Source organism: Bartonella rattimassiliensis 15908, assembly GCF_000278215.1.
GTDB classification, from domain to species: domain Bacteria; phylum Pseudomonadota; class Alphaproteobacteria; order Rhizobiales; family Rhizobiaceae; genus Bartonella; species Bartonella rattimassiliensis.
In genome coordinates this window covers 30,349-48,180 of the sequence record NZ_JH725071.1, presented here as the reverse complement: position 1 = coordinate 48,180, position 17,832 = coordinate 30,349, and the positions used below count along the sequence as shown (strand labels likewise).

14 protein-coding genes and 2 pseudogenes are annotated in these 17,832 nt (G+C 34.0%); 8 read left to right on the top strand and 8 right to left on the bottom strand.

Translation table 11 applies throughout. The annotated features are described in order from the left end of the window. Window positions 1-42 precede the first annotated feature (42 nt). Entirely contained in the window at window positions 43-1,155 is a 1,113-nt protein-coding gene (locus MCY_RS08740; protein ID WP_007348015.1) for a helix-turn-helix domain-containing protein, read from the bottom strand. Between the two features lie 562 nt (window positions 1,156-1,717). On the opposite strand from MCY_RS08740, the gene MCY_RS08735 reads away from it, so the two are divergent. Next, entirely contained in the window at window positions 1,718-6,676 is a 4,959-nt protein-coding gene (locus MCY_RS08735; protein ID WP_007348014.1) for a DEAD/DEAH box helicase, read from the top strand. A gap of 1,085 nt (window positions 6,677-7,761) precedes the next feature. Here the strand turns inward: MCY_RS08735 and MCY_RS08730 are convergent. Continuing rightward, a complete protein-coding gene (locus MCY_RS08730; protein WP_007348012.1) occupies window positions 7,762-8,073 on the bottom strand; it encodes a hypothetical protein in 312 nt (103 codons plus the stop codon). A gap of 205 nt (window positions 8,074-8,278) precedes the next feature. Beyond that, window positions 8,279-8,584 carry a hypothetical protein gene (locus MCY_RS08725; protein WP_007348011.1) on the bottom strand — a complete coding sequence of 102 codons (306 nt, stop codon included), beginning with the start codon at window positions 8,582-8,584 and terminating at the stop codon, window positions 8,279-8,281. A gap of 230 nt (window positions 8,585-8,814) precedes the next feature. Between MCY_RS08725 and MCY_RS08720 the strand changes: the two genes are divergently transcribed. From MCY_RS08720 to MCY_RS10260, 6 genes and pseudogenes are all read left to right on the top strand, one after another. Next, entirely contained in the window at window positions 8,815-9,459 is a 645-nt protein-coding gene (locus MCY_RS08720) for a recombinase family protein (RefSeq protein WP_007348010.1), read from the top strand. Between the two features lie 83 nt (window positions 9,460-9,542). After that, complete coding sequence (locus MCY_RS08715; protein WP_007348009.1) at window positions 9,543-9,764, top strand: type II toxin-antitoxin system RelE/ParE family toxin; 222 nt, start codon at window positions 9,543-9,545, stop codon at window positions 9,762-9,764. A 330-nt stretch (window positions 9,765-10,094) separates the two neighbouring features. Continuing rightward, the gene (locus tag MCY_RS08710) at window positions 10,095-10,382 is read left to right on the top strand and encodes a helix-turn-helix domain-containing protein (RefSeq protein ID WP_007348008.1); all 288 of its coding nucleotides are present in this window, start codon (window positions 10,095-10,097) and stop codon (window positions 10,380-10,382) included. A gap of 618 nt (window positions 10,383-11,000) precedes the next feature. Next, window positions 11,001-11,252: an AbrB/MazE/SpoVT family DNA-binding domain-containing protein gene (locus MCY_RS08705; protein WP_007348007.1), complete on the top strand. Its 252-nt coding sequence runs from the start codon at window positions 11,001-11,003 to the stop codon at window positions 11,250-11,252. Then, window positions 11,249-11,647, top strand: coding sequence for a type II toxin-antitoxin system VapC family toxin (locus MCY_RS08700; RefSeq protein WP_007348006.1), 399 nt, complete (start codon window positions 11,249-11,251; stop codon window positions 11,645-11,647). The genes MCY_RS08705 and MCY_RS08700 overlap by 4 nt, the downstream gene beginning before the upstream one ends. A gap of 36 nt (window positions 11,648-11,683) precedes the next feature. Then, window positions 11,684-11,881 (top strand): annotated as a pseudogene (locus MCY_RS10260) (hypothetical protein); the annotation flags it as partial. A gap of 558 nt (window positions 11,882-12,439) precedes the next feature. On the opposite strand, the gene MCY_RS08695 reads toward MCY_RS10260, so the two are convergent. The 5 genes and pseudogenes from MCY_RS08695 to MCY_RS08675 all read right to left on the bottom strand — a co-directional run bounded on the left by MCY_RS08695 (window position 12,440) and on the right by MCY_RS08675 (window position 16,620). Next, on the bottom strand, window positions 12,440-12,745 hold the full coding sequence (locus MCY_RS08695) for a hypothetical protein (RefSeq protein ID WP_007348005.1): 306 nt from the start codon (window positions 12,743-12,745) through the stop codon (window positions 12,440-12,442). Between the two features lie 222 nt (window positions 12,746-12,967). Beyond that, a pseudogene (locus tag MCY_RS08690) lies at window positions 12,968-14,151 on the bottom strand (MFS transporter). A 103-nt stretch (window positions 14,152-14,254) separates the two neighbouring features. Continuing rightward, window positions 14,255-14,590 carry a hypothetical protein gene (locus tag MCY_RS08685; RefSeq protein ID WP_007348002.1) on the bottom strand — a complete coding sequence of 112 codons (336 nt, stop codon included), beginning with the start codon at window positions 14,588-14,590 and terminating at the stop codon, window positions 14,255-14,257. Between the two features lie 30 nt (window positions 14,591-14,620). Beyond that, complete coding sequence (gene repC / locus MCY_RS08680; protein ID WP_007348001.1) at window positions 14,621-15,994, bottom strand: plasmid replication protein RepC; 1,374 nt, start codon at window positions 15,992-15,994, stop codon at window positions 14,621-14,623. Between the two features lie 389 nt (window positions 15,995-16,383). Then, on the bottom strand, window positions 16,384-16,620 hold the full coding sequence (locus MCY_RS08675; RefSeq protein ID WP_007348000.1) for a hypothetical protein: 237 nt from the start codon (window positions 16,618-16,620) through the stop codon (window positions 16,384-16,386). A 193-nt stretch (window positions 16,621-16,813) separates the two neighbouring features. Between MCY_RS08675 and MCY_RS08670 the strand changes: the two genes are divergently transcribed. After that, the gene (locus MCY_RS08670) at window positions 16,814-17,398 is read left to right on the top strand and encodes a hypothetical protein (RefSeq protein WP_007347999.1); all 585 of its coding nucleotides are present in this window, start codon (window positions 16,814-16,816) and stop codon (window positions 17,396-17,398) included. Window positions 17,399-17,832: the final 434 nt, after the last annotated feature.

The window sequence follows — 17,832 nt, the reverse complement described above, 5'->3', positions numbered from 1 at the left end:
AGATATCCTCCTGGGGATTTTACAATTCCTCTAGCATATTTTTCACAAATAACTCCAATAGCGAGAGCAGTTTTTTTTAATTCCCATGTATTTTTTAGCCTTTTCGACAGCACTTTCTGAGATTTTCATCATTCTGGAGAGGGGGTACATAGAAGGTATCAAATCGCATTCTGTTTGGATCTCATAGTCAGCGAATATAGCGGTATTATGCAAAGCTTTAGCTAGCATTTCTGGTTTGATTTGAGGCCATGGATAGGCTTTTGAAGGTATTTTTTCTTCGTCTTTGCCTTTCTGGATATTTTCATAAGCTATTTTTGCGTAATTTTCGGTTGTTTCTGTGTTTTGATTGTTTTCGTAAAAGTTTGAAGGTTCCTTTTTGTTACAATTACAAATTATATTAGATGTATTATATTCTTTGTGTATCTTGTTTTCACAGCATTTGTATCTTGTTTTTGCTGTTTTATGCTTAAAAAATCTTTTCAAGATCAACTCAAAAAGACGGATTGCTTTGTGTAATTTTTCTACTGAAGCCTTGGCGGGTCTTCCAATAATATCGATAATTTTTTGCACTCTAGAAAACACCATAGTCATAAGCGGTGTAACCTCAATTAAAGCATAAGAAGATTTAATTTGCCTTACCAATCCTTTAAAGCACTTCAAAGCCTCTTCTTTCTTCTCATATGCTTCTAGTCGTGCTTCTAATATGGAATCTGCTATTTGCGTAAGTTCGTCGTATCGAGCAATCAGAATACGCAAGTCAATTCCACAAGCAGTTACGATATCTGCATCCTTATTGGAGATAGGGTAGCGTTTAAAATTGCCAGAATCCCGCATGACAATAAGCCCCTTATCATAAAGGACTGAAAGCAAAAAACTAACACGCGATTCACTTCGTCTAAGGTCATAACTCAATCGTCTATTGCCTTTGAACACGATAGGAACTCCGCCTTTTTCAAAAGATTCGTTTGAAGTTGTACTCAATAAATTAGAGAGAAGTTTTGCTTCAGTATCTTTAATCAAACCAGCCTGCCCTAATTTTTTAACCAGCCCAAATAATTGCCCCCGACTTACTGTTCCCATTTGAGCATTTTCAGCTAATTCTCTAAATTCTAGATGATGTGCACTTAATTTTCTTCCAAAAACTTTATTAACCATAATTTTTAGAACCTCTTCAATTAGAGGCAAAAAATATGAAAATCCCCCTTTTTCTACAAAATTTCTCTTGCAGAATGCATCTATATGAATTAAATTGGGAACCGATTAAACTATTCCCTCTGTGTTGTTATCGATGCAGGGGGTTTTTATTTTTTTGCCATTCTATTTCCCTCTCGTTTGAAATGAATCATGGCTTTATCCAATGAGTCAAAATTTAACTATACTGGAAAGAATAAAAATTTCAACATAGTTAAAATTAGGTTCCCGGCTTCCAGTTTTTTAATTCAATATAGCCATTTGTGGTAACCTAATTGCCATAGCTAGGATACAACAGGTTTCTACACCATATAAACAGATATCGCAGATGATCTTGTTTATCCATCCATCATCTACAGACATGATCATTATAATTTAGAATTCCTTTTGAAAAAAATACCCATTTTACAGGACTTTTACCTCATCTGACACTCGCTATTTATCCTAAATGGATTTAATAAGCTTCGTTTTGATTCTTTTGAAGAGAATTAATCAATAGCATATATTGCCATGGAGCTTACCCTTTATGTCCTACTCTCTTTGTTCTGATAATGAACACGTCTCTTTACACTCTCTGTTGGAATATTATCGGCAAAAAGCTAAATCTCCCCGTGAATTAGGAACATTATTTGAAAACCTGGTCATGGATTATTTGATGCATGATCCGCTTCAAAAGCAAGAATACGAAAAGGTTCAAACCTATTATGAATGGGCGAAAGAGCATGATGAAGATGGAACGGATATTGGCATTGATCTAGTGGCTACAATCCGTGATGAAGGGGGATATGCGGCTATTCAATGTAAATGCTATGACGCCTCTCACATAATTAAAAAAGAAGATATTGATAGTTTTATTGCTGCATCGGGCAAAAAGATCTTCACCCGTCGAATTCTGATTGATAGCACCGAAACAGACTGGAGTAATAATGTTGAACTGACTTGTGAGGGGCAAGAAATCCGACCTCAACGCATAAACCTTTTTGATTTGGAAAACAGTCAAATCGATTGGGGAGCTTATAAAGAACAAGGACAAGCCGTCCTTAAAGAGAAACCGAAAAGAAAGCTTTTAGATCATCAGAAAGAAGCCCTTGAGAAAGTCTGTGAAGGTTTAAAAGAAGCAGACCGTGGCAAGCTGATTATGGCATGTGGAACGGGCAAGACTTTCACAAGTCTTAAGATAGCAGAACGACTAGCAGGAAAAGGCAAGCGTGTGTTATTTCTGGTGCCCTCTCTTGCTCTTATCTCTCAAACAATCCGTGAATGGACAGAAGATACAAAAGTGCCTTTGCGTTCCTTTGCCGTGTGTTCCGATACACAAGTGGGTAAGCGTCGGAAGAATAATAAAAATGATGCTCTTGAATTTGATACCTCTGATCTTGCCTTGCCTGCAACAACTGATGCAAAAGAATTGGCTAGCAAAGCGGGTAAGGTTTCTCATGATCTGATGACCGTGGTCTTTTCAACTTACCATTCTATCCAAGTAATTTCGGATGCACAGAAAGAGTATGATTTACCCGAATTTGATCTGATCATCTGTGATGAAGCACACCGTACCACTGGGGTTTCATTGGGAACTGACAATAATGAATCTGATTTTATCAAGGTTCACGATAACAGCATCATTCAAGGCAAAAAACGTCTGTATATGACAGCAACCCCAAAAATCTTTACCGATGATGCCAAAAAGAAAGCCAATGAGATTAATGCCGTTCTGGCCTCTATGGATGATGAAGAGCTCTATGGAAAAGAGCTTTATATCTATACCTTCTCAAAAGCCGTTCAAAATGAATTGCTCGCACCTTATAAGATTATTGTTTTGGGTGTTAATGAAGAGGAAGTGAGTGCATCCATTCAACATCTGATGACCGATGAAAATTATGAACTTATTCTTGATGATAAAACCAAAATCATAGGTTGTTATCAAGCCCTTGCTAAAATAGATCTAAAAGTTGATTTAAGTGATGACCCCAATCCCATGCGGCGGGCTTTGGCTTTTTGCAAAGATATTAAAACTTCTGAACGTATCCGTGATACCTTCAATTCTGAAGAAATACAGGAAGAATTATTCAATCTTCATAAGGTCTATAAAGATACCCCGCCTCTTGACTGTACCTTTGATCATATTGATGGAACTCAAAGTGCTAAAACGCGTCATAAAGCCCTTGATTGGCTTAAAGAAGATGCGGGTGAAAATCACTGTCGTGTACTCACCAATGTAAGATGTCTGTCTGAAGGTGTTGATGTCCCCGCTCTTGATGCCATCATGTTTTTACACCCGCGGAAAAGTTATGTCGATGTGATACAGGCTGTAGGGCGTATCATGCGGCGTGCAAAAGGCAAGAAGAGAGGCTACATCATTTTACCCGTTGGGATCCCTGCTGGGGTTTCTGCTGAACAGGCTTTAAAATACAACAAAAGATACAGTGTTGTCTGGCAAGTGATCAATGCTTTGCTTGCTCATGATGAGAATTTTGAAATCACCCTTAACCAGATGATTTTAGGGCAAGACGTTAGTGATGTTTTGGAGATTAGCGCCTTAAAGAGCATGACCGCGGTTGAGGATAAACTTCATATCCATGAAAAATCAGAACATATGGGACTTGAGATTGGAAAAGCCGCTCATGAACCGCAGCATAGTTATAAAGGGCAAATGAGATTACCTTTTTATAAAGAGTTTCCCAATGCTCTGAAAACCCTTCTTGCGAAGAAATTTACTATTGCGGATTATTGGGAAAATTGGGCGGGTAATGTTGCTGAGATTGCTCAAAATCATATTGCTCATCTTCAAAACCTGCTTGCTGATGAAAACAGTGAAGCCTTTCATGCTTTTGATGCCTTCCATAAGGAATTAAAGAACAACTTAAACAGTGAAATCAAACAAGAGGAAGCCATTGAGATGTTAGCGCAACATCTTGTCACGCGTCCGGTGTTTGAAGCCTTGTTTGAGGGCAATGAATTTGTCCAGAACAATGCCATTTCGCAAGCCATGGAAAGGATCTTAACAGAACTTGATAAAACGAATATCGAGAAAGAATCCAAGGAATTACAAGAGTTTTATAACAGTGTAAGGCTTCGTGCCTCAGGGATTACCTCTCCTTTAGCAAGGCAAAATCTTATTATTACGCTTTATGAAAGTTTTTTTGCCAAGGCCTTTAAGAAGACCACGGATCGGCTTGGGATTGTTTATACGCCCGTTGAGGTTGTTGATTTTATCATTCATTCTGTTGATGATGTGTTGCGCAATGAATTTGGCAAAAGCTTGGGGTCACGGGGTGTTTCTATCCTTGATCCTTTCACGGGAACAGGAACTTTTATCACAAGGCTATTACAATCCAATCTCATCAAACCAGAGGATATGGAATATAAGTTCCGTTATGATATCCATGCCAATGAGATTGTCTTGCTTGCCTATTATATAGCAGCGATTAACATTGAATCGACGTATCATAGTTTGATGAAAGGAGAATATATTCCTTTCAAGCATATTGGTTTAACCGATACGTTTTTGATGCTTGAAGAGAAAAACCTGCTACAGGAATTGTTTAAAGAAAACAGTGAATATTTAGAACATCAGAAAAATTTAACTATCGAAGTTATCTTCGGCAACCCTCCTTATTCAACCGGTCAAAAAAGTGCTAATGATAATGCGAAGAATACTCCCTATCCGATATTAGATGATCGCATTCGTGAAACTTATGCTGCTAAATCTGAATCAATCAATATGCAAGCACTTTATGATAGCTATATACGAGCAATTCGCTGGGCGAGTGACCGTATAAAAGATTGTGGTGTTATTGCTTTTGTTACAAACGCAGGGTTTATTAATGCATGTTCTTTAAATGGTTTACGCAAATGCCTTGTTGAGGAATTTTCAAGCCTTTATATTTTTCATTTACGTGGTAATCAACGAACCTCTGGAGAACTTTCTCGTAAAGAAGGGGGAAAAATTTTTGGTTCTGGCTCTCGTGCCCCTATAGCTATCTCTATTCTTGTAAAAAATCCAGAATCTCAACAGCGTGGTAAGATATATTTTCGTGATATTGGAGACTATCTCAACAGAGAAAAAAAGCTTACGATAATTGAAAAACTTAGGAGTATTGATGGCATTACACGAAGCAAAAAAGGTTGGCAAATAATTATACCGGATAAGCATAATGATTGGCTTGGTCAACGTGATGACAATTTCAAGACATTCCTAGCTTTAGGTGATAAGAAACCTCATAGTAAAAAACTGTTTGAGATTTATTCTTGTGGTCTAAAAACCAATCGTGATGCTTGGGCATACAATGCAAGCAATGAAACTCTCGCGAAGAATATGAGTAATATGATTACTTTCTACAATAGTGAAGTGGAGCGTTTTAATGGTGTTTATACACATGATAACGGTAAAACACGTACTAAAACTATAGATAATTTTGTTAATGCCGATGAAAGCAAAATTAGTTGGAGTATTAATCTTAAGAAATATTTAACTAAAGGAAAGATTTTTGAATTTGAAGATACATGCCTTATTCAAAGTCTATATCGTCCTTTTACACAACAGTGGCTCTATTACAATCGTGCCTTTAATGAAATGGTTGCTCAAATTCCATGTATATTTCCGATGGGGAAAACGGTTGAAAATAAAGTGATACAAGTTACAGGTACGGGAGCAAATAAAGATTTTTCTGTACTTATGATTAAGACCGTATCTGATTTTCATGCAATAGATACTAGTCAATGTTTTCCAAGATATATCTATGAAGACATTACGGTTTCAAAAGATAAAAGTGAAAAACAATCCCATTTATTTACAGAAGCAAACACAACAGCTGGTTTACAGAAGCGTGATGCTATTACGGATGAAGGTCTAGATCATTTTAAAGCGGCTTATCCTAATGAAACTATCACGAAAGATGATTTATTCTATTACGTTTATGGGATTTTACATTCGGAAGATTATCGTGCTCGTTATGCTGATAACCTCTCTAAAGAATTGCCTCGTATTCCTTGCGTAAAGAGTGCTGATGATTTTTGGAAGTTTGTAACAGCAGGACGTGAATTGGGTCATCTGCACGTGAATTACGAAAGCATAGAACCTTATCCTGTGATCTTTAAAAAAGGTAATCCAAAACAGACTGATATCTCTAATCCTGAAAAGTTTTATTATGTGACTGAAATGAAATTTGCAAAAATTAAGAATAGTAAGGAAAAAGATAAATCTACAGTTTTTTATAACAGCAATATCACAATAACAGATATCCCTCTTGAAGCTTATGAGTATATCGTCAATGGTAAACCCGCTCTTGAATGGGTTATGGGGCGTCAATGCGTTAAGACTGATAAAAAGAGTGGTATTATCAATGATGCCAATCGCTATGCTGTTGAAACTGTTGGCAACCCTGCCTACCCTCTAGAGTTATTTCAAAGAGTTATTACCGTAAGTTTAGAAACCATGAAAATCGTGAAAAACCTTCCAAAATTAGAAATTAGAGAGACTGAATAACTTATAAAGCATGCTCACATAATGGGTATGATAATGCTTGTGTTGTAAAATCTGGTCGTGTCTATGAAAATGCAAAAATACGTAATGAAGCTTATGTTTTTAATGAAGCAAGGGTATCAGGAAATGCAGTAATTAGTGATAAAGCCAAGGTTTATGGTCGTGATACCCATGTTTATGGCAATGCTAAAGTATCAGGATCTTCTTATATATATGAGAGTGCTCATATTTTTGATAACGCTAGGGTTTATGGAAAAGCGGTATAAATAACGGGGTGGGGGCGCCTGCTTTTATGGGTATAGACGCATTATAAAATACATTGCTATAAATATATCATAAAAGGAAACCATGCCAGGCCAGGCCGTGACATGGCTCTCAATAGAGGTACAAACTATTCATACAAATGAATTTTATAATGAATACATATATACAAAGCGTATCATATTACAAGTGCTCTATTAGAGATAAACTTATCAAAAGAAACATAAATGATGCGTATTATTTTTACTCACTCATTTGATTATAGAGCCTATAAACGCTTTTGCTGCTATCAAAAACGTATCAATCATAATGTCCTCATTTTTGAGGCGGTCATTTGAAATTAAAACGCATCTTTAAAGAAAAAACCGTGTTCTTATGACACGGTTTTTCATAGCGTTTATAGTAACCCTTAATACGAAATGTATAATAATTCAACTTCTTTAAACGTATTAAAATATCAAATCCAAAATTTTTGTGAGTGAACTTCACATAATTTACATCTAAAATCAAAATGCTTGGTAGCTTTATCAAGATAATCAAAGCAAATGCTTGTTAACAAATATCTTTTAAAAAACGTTCTTTATTTTTTCCTCCTTGGAAATGGTCAGTGCTCGCTTTTTCATATCTTCTAACATTTATCTAGTCCCCTATTTCAATGAACAAATATAACAATTGCATTGATTAAGCAGAAACTATCCTCCAAAATTGTTATGGAGAAAACAGGGATTTCTCACGCTACTTATTTCAGGATTAAAAGAGCTTGCTCTAAAGAATTCGAGAAAAAAAGGATATTACACTGTTCGAATTAGAGAATGATTTTTATTGGACTATAGATCTATGCCAATAGCTTTGGCTTGCATCTTTTCATAGAGTTTTTGCATTACCTTTACATTGTTTTTACGCACGTCAATAATTGATTTTTCAATTGACGTTAAACGAGATTTATCTAAGTTTCCTAACCTTGCATAATGAGATGCCATTGCTTGGCGTGCTTCATCATAAGGCAATCCGCTTTTACGGTGCTTTGGTAGACTATGTCCTTTATTTATCACATCATATTTTTCATGATCAGAAACAATCATTACATGATATTTAATAACATCTATTTCCGCTAAAGCTGTTTTAAGGCTATTAATCATAGCTTTACTATTAGCATATCATGATAAATCATCATCAATAAAGTTGCGTTCCGTATCAAGAAGCAATAGTAAATTACTACTTTTACCAATATCACGAATATGATCACATAGATCACTTCGCACATCACGTAATTTTTTGAAAATTAGAGTTTTCTCAAAATCTTGTACGTATATATTTTGTTGTAAGAAAAGCGTTTGTAATTTATCAGAAATGATGACCTCCTATCACAATGCCTCTATCTAACCAATCTAGACCATATTCCTCATCAGCATTCTTTGTAGAAAATTCCATATCACGGATAAATTGCGCACCACGCCATTTTCTGAGACACAAAAGAGTATGTGCAGGTAGTTCAGCCATCGCTAACCATTCCCATGCTGCTTGACTGTCATTTGCTTTAGTAGCTGCTACTGATTCAGAAGCATAAATACTATTTTGAGAAAGCCCACCTGCTCGTAACTCTTCACGTTCAGCATCAGTCATATAACTCTTGGGTAATTTCTTTTTCATAAGGAAATTCCTTTCTGTAATCTGTCTTAAAATATTAATCTAACGATTAAAGCTGATCAATCAATTTCCTATCGGCTCTTTAAAAAGTATCTATTTTTATTTTTGGTAATTTTGATTATTTATATCAGAAAAAACGATCGTTTTCTATGATACAAAAATATATATTTATTTGACATTTTTTTTGAATAAATATATATCAGTTTAAATTTAAATTGACGTTTTTGCTGAACATGACAAAATTTTACGCATATTTACGAGTTTCTCGTGATGGACAAGACACAGAAAATCAAAAATTTGGATTGCTAAAATATGCTAACAAACATGGTTTTGCTCCACTTCATATTGAAGAAGAAATTGCAAGCAGAGGAAAAGATTGGCGCACGCGTAAGCTTGGTGCTTTAATTGAAAAAGCAGAACGAGGAGATGTATTATTAACTCCTGAATTTTCTCGTATAGCTGGTTCTTCTCTTGCTGTCCTAGAAATTCTCAAAGCCGCTAGTGAACGTGGTTTAATTTTTCACGTGACGAAACAAAATCTTATCATGGACGGTAGTTTACAAAGTGATATCATCGCAACTGTCTTAGGTATGGTAGCGCAGATTGAGAGACATTTAATTCAAACACGTACAAAAGAAGCGTTAAGTGTCGCTCGTCAACGAGGAATAAAACTAGGACGCCCAAAAGGAAGTACTGCTACGCAATTAAAGCTGGACAATCACATTGATGAAATTCAAGCATTTATAAATGTTGGTTTATCACAAAACCGTATTGCTAAGACATTAGGAGTTAGTGTGAACACCTTACGTTTATTTATTGAACGCAAAAACATAAAGCTTACAAAAATGAAGCCTATCATTACCATGCCAAGAACATAAGAGTATATTTTAGTACCTTACTATATAGTAAGGTATAATATTATACATTATAGTAACCCTTTTTAAGGACTTAGGCATTTAATATGCTGATACTTGTTCGCTCACGACAATTTAAACGTGACGTGCGCAAGGCGGAACAGCGCGGTAAAAATATGAATAAACTGCTAATTGAAGAAAAACCATTACCAAGACATTACTATGATCATCCACTAAAAGGCGATTGGGTAGGATGTCATGAGTCTGGTGAGTGCACAGAGAGTTTGAGAGGTAGTAGCCTCTCATTAAAAAACAAAGTTTGTAAGTAAAAAACTATGCTTATTGCCAATCTTCTGAAATTACTTTATTATGTAAAAATGTTTTAATCGTTTACGCAGCGATTAACAGGGAATGAAAGACCCAAAACTTGGAGCACATATTTATCCTGCTTTATGGATATCCCGGAATTCCGGGAGCTTTTGTTATGTCCAGGTGCTATAAGCACTAAAAGCAAAAGGCTGAGCCAAGTTTCAGCTCTTTCAACTCTCGGAATACCAATGCGAGGGCGCTCGCAACTGGAGGGGGTACAAAATGCAAACCAAAAACCCACATTTTAATGACATTTCTGTAGGTAAAAAATTCGTTTCAGAAGAAGCTTCATGGGAATTTCTCAAAAAGAATTAGGAAGACAATTAGGAATAACCTTTCAACAAATCCAAAAATATGAAAAAGGCTTAAATCGTGTGGGAGCTGGACGTTTACAAGAAATCGCTAATTTACTAGATGTTGATATCTCCTTTTTTGATACCGATATTTCCCCAAAAAGGAATATTGTATCCTCTTATAATGAAGGAATTTCCAGTAAAGAAGAATTATTCCTTTTAAAAGGTTTTAGACAACTCAAACCTAAAAAACAGAAAGCAATTTTGTGGTTGATTTCTGAATAAAATGAAAACTTTTTAAATTGTAGGACAACTGCTATCTTCTCTATTCAGAAGAAGATCATTTAATGATCTTAAATATTAATGTTTATTTTTTTATGATGTAATTTTTAATAAGACGATTTAGAAAAACACCGCCATCTTCATTGAGTTCATCTGTTAAGAACCAAAAAAGGTCTTTTACTTTTGGTTCAATTGCAAGCGTTAAACGTGCTGTTTTTAAACTACGTCGTCTACGTCCACCACCACATTTGAATTCTACACTATGACGTGTCGTAAATCCATTATTTTGACCTATCTTACCTAATGTTTGTGCATCTACTTTCTGTGCTTTTGTAAACGGTTTTAAACTTTCAAAATTTGGTAATGGAATTTTAACTCTTCCTATGCCCTCAATCCATTAAGGATTAATGGTTACTATAAGGTATAATATTATATTTTACTATAGAATATAGTACTATATAATAAAGTATAATATGGTATACACATGCCGGTATGTAAAAGCATTCAATTCATTATGTTCACAGTTGACATATAACTCTGTTGAGAGATTATTTTTAGAGTAATTGATTTTTACATTACTTTTACATATATTGGATAATTCTATAGTCAGAGGAGTTTTCTATGTCTTCATTAACTATTACAGCAAAAGGACAAATTACGTTAAAGAGAGATTTATTACAACACCTTGGTGTTAAACCAGGTCAACGGATAAGCTTTGATAAATTACCAAATGGCGAGCTTCGTATAAAAGCAGCACAACCTACAAACACAATTGAGAGCTTTATTGGACGATTTTCTGGAAAACTAAAAAAACCACTAACCATTGAAGAAATGAACGAAATTACGGCTTCTAGTTGGGCTGAAAAAAAATGAAGATTTCTGTAGATACAAATGTTCTTGCTCGTGCTGTTTTACAAGATGATAAAAAACAAGGTGAAGTAGCAAGTAAGATCTTAAGAGAAGCTTCTCTCATAGCTATTTCTTTGTCTTGTTTATGCGAACTTGTTTGGATACTTCGTCGAGGTGCAAAATTATCAAAAGAAGATGTAGCTGGAATGTTAAGAGATTTGCTAGCAACTAGTAATGTAGTGATGAATCGACCTGCTGTTGAAGCAGGGATTGCTATTCTAGAGGCTGGTGGTGATTTTGCAGATGGAATAATATCCTATGAGGGTAATTGGTTAGGTGGTGAAATCTTTGTTTCGTTTGATAAATTAGCAATTGACCTTTTAACGCAAAAAGGAAAATCGACAAAACTCCTTTCATAAAGAGTAAGTTAAGACTGTAAATATGATATTTTGCATATGTTGCGAGATTATATGCGCGATATCGTAAAAGAACAAAAAGAAAAAAGTGCACACGATTTATGATTTCGAAAACAAGTTCAATTAGGAATAAATTCTGCTAATGCAGGCGATATAATATCTTCTGAAGAAATCGAAGCAGAAGCAAAGGAATGGTACTTAAAAACAGAAAGTAAACCAGATAGATCAACTTTATGAAGCTAATTTGGACTAGAATAGCATATTTTGATCGTCAAAAGATACGTGAATATATAGCTTTATTGTTTTCAAAAGCTTTGTTTAAAAAGAGCGTTATGTATATTCATTTTCCTTATAGGTTTTGAAGGTTCCTAAAACTTTCAAAACCCTCTTAAATGTATACTATAGATTGTATTTACATGTTATATTTAACATAGGCTGTCTCTTTAAAACATTAACATATTGAAATATAATAACTTTTATTTCTAATTAAAAAAATAAAATAAGTAATAATAAAAGGAACCTTCAAAACCCTCTAAACTCATAATTATAATGATCTTGATAGCATTCCTTATGAGTTACAAACCATCTTTTGAAAGCTTTAAAGGATCATATGCTTTTCATAAAGCACGTTGTAATCATTCTCTAAATCATAAGGTTATCATTCAAAAAAACTGATAAAATTCATAAAAGGGATTTTAATAACGTCATCAGTTTTTAATTTCATACGCTTTTATTACTCACTTAAATGATCACTTTTGTCAGTTATCTTCTTGTGCTAGAATCCGTTTTATTTTCTCAGAAATGATGGCCTCCTATCACAACGCCTTTATCTAACCAATCGGGACCATATTTCTCATCAGCATTTTTAGTAGAAAATCCCATATCACGTATAAATTGCGCACCATTTTGAGATTTAAGAAATAAAAGGGTATGAGCAGGTAATTCAGCCATTGCTAACCATTCCCATGCTGCTTTGTCATCACCAGCGTGATCTGCTGCTACAGATTCAGAAGCATAAATACTATTTTGAGGGAGACCGCCTGCACGTAACTTTTCACGTTCAGCATCAGTCATATAACTTTTGGGTAATTTCTTTTGCATAGGAAATTCCTTTCTATAATCTGTCTTGAAATATTAGTCTAACGATTAAAGCTGATCAATCAATTTCCTATCGGCTCTTTAAAAAGTATCTATTTTTATTTTTGGTAATTTTGATTATTTATATCAAAAAAATGATCGTTTTACTTGATAAAAAGGAAAAATCATCATGGTTAAATACCTTACACATATTCTTTTTTTACTGCTTGTGAACTATCAAATATATCAATGATCATCATCTACTGTCGTGATAAGAGGTATTAACGTTTTATTTTTCTTAATTTTCATAACGCTAATCATTCCAGTGAAAATAATGAATGCAGACATCGTTAAAAAAGAGCTCATCAATCCCACAAGTGCAAAAAGTCCAGCAATAAAGCCAGACACTGCTTCAGCAGAATTTGCCAAAGTTGAAAAAGTTCCAAAGCTCTTACCAAAATCTTCACGACGAGAATATAATTGAATGGCTGAAACTAAACTAATATCCACAAATGCACCAATCAATCCTGAAACAAAAGCTAACCCTAAAATTAGTTTTAAATAAAATATTGAAGTTAAAGGCATAAAAAACAAAATAACTCCATAAAGAAGCCAAAATACCATAAGCTTACAAGGATGTAATATTTAATATAATTTTACTATATAATAAACCGCCTGTAATAGTTCCAACAGCCATGAGAGAAAAAATATAACTCACAAGGCTTTCCTCTCCACCCGCAGAAAGAACAAAAGCTGGAATTAAAAATCTTAAAATTGCACCCGTAAAGAGAATAGCAACTGATGAGCCAACGAGTGTAATAAATAAATTTTTATGAAATTAAATGATTTATTCTCGCTTGAATCTAAATTCACGAAATTAAATCACACGATAATAGATATAAGATAGGTAAAAAAATCAAAAATGAGGACTGCCGATTTATTAGCGAAAAGAAGCAATAGGGAACAAACTAAAGGGCAAATTACAGATGCCGTTTCGTCTATAATTTGTGAAATGCTATTTGCCTTTGTAAGATTCTTTCTTGGAAAATATTCTGGGAATAGCCGCTTGAAAACTTGGTTGGAAAATACTTCTTCCTATTGTTGTACATATTGCTGCAAAAATAAGCACAGCAATATGCGCAGTCCCTGTTATATAGGTTATCAAAACGAATAATGAGGCTAACAATCTCACCAATTCACTTAAGATCATATTTTTCTTCAGAGAAAAATTATCCGCTAACCAACTGCCTATAGGTCCAAAAAAAGAAAAGGGATAAAGCGAAAAAAATACACAAGACCTATAAAAAGGAGTTACCTGTTAATTCTAAGACAAGAAAAATAAAAACAACTTCATAAGCATAGTCGCCAACTTTAGAAATAAAGAGAGAAGAAAAAAGAGCTAATGGACTCTTTTTTAAAAATAACTTCATATCAACCATCCGATATTAAACTTTTCGACAGTTAAAGTTCTACTCCCTTTAATAAAATTGGCGATATGAACTTCAAAAAAATATATCAATGAACAGGCTATTATTATACATACATAAGCTCTTTTTTAGCTATAAATCTACCTGTTTCATCCAGTTTTTTTGCAATAAATGCCTTTAAAATATGTTGATCTTCTTCTGGCATCAACCAAAACATAATATTAATATACCAATACCAGCCTAATTTAGTGAGTTGCCAAGAGTCATTATCTTCCACTATAAGATTATTCGATAAAAGAACATCTAATTTAGAAAAAATAGTGTTAGGCACTAAATTCATTTTTATTAAAGATTTTCTCACTAAACCATGATAAGGTAGCCGTAGAATGATAGGCTTTATCTCATCTAGAATTGGAGAGTGTTTGCTGACATTTGCTGGCATTTTTTCCCCTTGTTTTAGTCTTTATAAAACTTATGGTACAAACCGCTTTGAATTTATTGGCATTTTTAAAGTTTTCAGAACTTCCTTTAGTTCTGATTTTAACGAAGAACTTTTTTCTTCTTGGTTTGTTTTGTGCTTTTTTTCTAGGTCTAAAGAATTTACTTCTTGCTGGTCTGAATGTTTGACTAAAGCGAACAAAGACCATTCTAGATAGAGTTCTCCTCGCTTTTCTTTCTCAATCATGCCGCGCAGATATCCTCCTGGGGATTTTACAATTCCTCTAGCATATTTTTCACAAATAACTCCAATAGCGAGAGCAGTTTTTTTAATTCCCATGTATTTTTTAGCCTTTTCGACAGCACTTTCTGAGATTTTCATCATTCTGGAGAGGGGGTACATAGAAGGTATCAAATCGCATTCTGTTTGGATCTCATAGTCAGCGAATATAGCGGTATTATGCAAAGCTTTAGCTAGCATTTCTGGTTTGATTTGAGGCCATGGATAGGCTTTTGAAGGTATTTTTTCTTCGTCTTTGCCTTTCTGGATATTTTCATAAGCTATTTTTGCGTAATTTTCGGTTGTTTCTGTGTTTTGATTGTTTTCGTAAAAGTTTGAAGGTTCCTTTTTGTTACAATTACAAATTATATTAGATGTATTATATTCTTTGTGTATCTTGTTTTCACAGCATTTGTATCTTGTTTTTGCTGTTTTATGCTTAAAAAATCTTTTCAAGATCAACTCAAAAAGACGGATTGCTTTGTGTAATTTTTCTACTGAAGCCTTGGCGGGTCTTCCAATAATATCGATAATTTTTTGCACTCTAGAAAACACCATAGTCATAAGCGGTGTAACCTCAATTAAAGCATAAGAAGATTTAATTTGCCTTACCAATCCTTTAAAGCACTTCAAAGCCTCTTCTTTCTTCTCATATGCTTCTAGTCGTGCTTCTAATATGGAATCTGCTATTTGCGTAAGTTCGTCGTATCGAGCAATCAGAATACGCAAGTCAATTCCACAAGCAGTTACGATATCTGCATCCTTATTGGAGATAGGGTAGCGTTTAAAATTGCCAGAATCCCGCATGACAATAAGCCCCTTATCATAAAGGACTGAAAGCAAAAAACTAACACGCGATTCACTTCGTCTAAGGTCATAACTCAATCGTCTATTGCCTTTGAACACGATAGGAACTCCGCCTTTTTCAAAAGATTCGTTTGAAGTTGTACTCAATAAATTAGAGAGAAGTTTTGCTTCAGTATCTTTAATCAAACCAGCCTGCCCTAATTTTTTAACCAGCCCAAATAATTGCCCCCGACTTACTGTTCCCATTTGAGCATTTTCAGCTAATTCTCTAAATTCTAGATGATGTGCACTTAATTTTCTTCCAAAAACTTTATTAACCATAATTTTTAGAACCTCTTCAATTAGAGGCAAAAAATATGAAAATCCCCCTTTTTCTACAAAATTTCTCTTGCAGAATACATCGATATGAATTAAATTGGGAACCGTTATACATATTCCCTCTGTAGTGATGCAGGGGGTTTTATTTTTTTGCCATTCTATTTCCCTCTCGTTTAAAATGAATCATGACTTTATCCAATGAGTCAAGATTTAACTATACTAGAAAGAATAAAAATTTCAACATAGTTAAAATTAGGTCCCCGTTTTGCTATTCTTGAAATTAATATTATTTTTAAAAATAACCGAATTACGATTCAATAAAAAATCTGGATTTATGAAGTACCAGCTTCTATGGTTTTGTTTAGCAATAATACCAGCCTTTTCTAACTCTGCTATATCACGAAAAAGGTTGTTGGTGATAATGCCAGTTTCTTATCTTGAGATGCAAAAAACATTTTTAAAACAGCTTTATCCAAAACTATTGTATTCGTGTGGATTAATTTGTTCCGAAGTATCCAAGCCAAAACTAAAAAAACTTTTATTCCTGCTGCTTTGAGATCAAAAATGAGTGCGACATTAGTAATAATCTGCCCTTCTGAATCCTTAGTAGAAAGTACAAGATCATTCACGAAAGGACACTGATCGTACCTAACTGTTTGCTTTCTTTATTTAGTTGATATACTAACGATCATTTGTGGTAACTTAATTACCATATAATGTAAACCATCTTGTATTCGTTTGAAGGTCAAGTTGATTTTTTGTTTTACGAAAAAAAAATTCTAAACTTGTAATCAATGCATAAAAATTCAATGGATAATCAAAATGGATAAAATAAACTTGCGAAAGCAAAAATTTTCACCTCGTGAAAATCCTTTTCTCAAAAAATCTGAAATTTTTGCAGATAATAAGATTGTAAAAACATCCATTACACAACAAAAATTTATCAACTCTGAGACGAATAGAACAGAGGTAATACCTACAATTCATGTGACAGGGAAAACAAATGAAGAAAACTTCATAGAAATCTTTGCCGATGGAATCCAAACAGTTTTTAATTTATCTCGTACAGGTCATCGTGCTTTGGTAATTGTTTTAGAAGAACGCCAGTCTAATAAGCTAGAAAACAAAAACAACAATAGTATTACTCTAATTTGGTTTGATGGAGGCGTTAATGGGAAAAAACGCGATATGGTCGACAGGACTTTTCACAATGGCTTAAGAGAGCTCATACAAAAAGGAATTTTAAAACCAAAATTACCTAATCAATATTGGGTTAATCCAATTCTATTATTCAAAGGAGATAAAATTATTTTTATGAAAGAATATAAAATAGAACTATCTTCTACCAAATCAGATATTTCATCTGTAGAATATCAAACAGATCTTGAAGATTTTACAAAAATATGACTTGTATCATTTATCGTTCTATGTATACGGTGAGACCGAATTAACTATAATATTAGAGGGGGGATCAATGACAACAATACAGATAGGCAAAAAGGGATTGCTCCTTTTTCTTTTATGGCTTCGTGGTCCGTTAAGATTAATACTAAGCATTATTATGCTTATGTGTTTTGCAACATTAGTCGGATTTCCTATTGCAATACAATTTTCAACGGCAAGTTGGTCACCATCATTAATATACTTTATGATTCAGTTGTTTATTGCAAGTTTTGGCTCTTTCCTTCTCATGTTTTACTATGAGAAACTTATAAGATATTTACAATAACTGTTCACATATCCTCCCATTAACAACGCTAATTAAAAAAACAAAATTATAATCACTAAACCTGTCTTCTGATACAGCAAAGAAATTACTTTGCATCTTGAGCAAAACTATC

Coding starts and splice junctions, on each gene's coding strand:
- MCY_RS08740 (WP_007348015.1), bottom strand. CDS start 1,155: ATGGTTAATAAAGTTTTTGGAAGAAAATTAAGTGCACATCATCTAGAA.
- MCY_RS08735 (WP_007348014.1), top strand. CDS start 1,718: ATGTCCTACTCTCTTTGTTCTGATAATGAACACGTCTCTTTACACTCT.
- MCY_RS08730 (WP_007348012.1), bottom strand. CDS start 8,073: ATGATTAATAGCCTTAAAACAGCTTTAGCGGAAATAGATGTTATTAAA.
- MCY_RS08725 (WP_007348011.1), bottom strand. CDS start 8,584: ATGAAAAAGAAATTACCCAAGAGTTATATGACTGATGCTGAACGTGAA.
- MCY_RS08720 (WP_007348010.1), top strand. CDS start 8,815: ATGACAAAATTTTACGCATATTTACGAGTTTCTCGTGATGGACAAGAC.
- MCY_RS08715 (WP_007348009.1), top strand. CDS start 9,543: ATGCTGATACTTGTTCGCTCACGACAATTTAAACGTGACGTGCGCAAG.
- MCY_RS08710 (WP_007348008.1), top strand. CDS start 10,095: ATGGGAATTTCTCAAAAAGAATTAGGAAGACAATTAGGAATAACCTTT.
- MCY_RS08705 (WP_007348007.1), top strand. CDS start 11,001: ATGTCTTCATTAACTATTACAGCAAAAGGACAAATTACGTTAAAGAGA.
- MCY_RS08700 (WP_007348006.1), top strand. CDS start 11,249: ATGAAGATTTCTGTAGATACAAATGTTCTTGCTCGTGCTGTTTTACAA.
- MCY_RS08695 (WP_007348005.1), bottom strand. CDS start 12,745: ATGCAAAAGAAATTACCCAAAAGTTATATGACTGATGCTGAACGTGAA.
- MCY_RS08685 (WP_007348002.1), bottom strand. CDS start 14,590: ATGCCAGCAAATGTCAGCAAACACTCTCCAATTCTAGATGAGATAAAG.
- repC (WP_007348001.1), bottom strand. CDS start 15,994: ATGGTTAATAAAGTTTTTGGAAGAAAATTAAGTGCACATCATCTAGAA.
- MCY_RS08670 (WP_007347999.1), top strand. CDS start 16,814: ATGGATAAAATAAACTTGCGAAAGCAAAAATTTTCACCTCGTGAAAAT.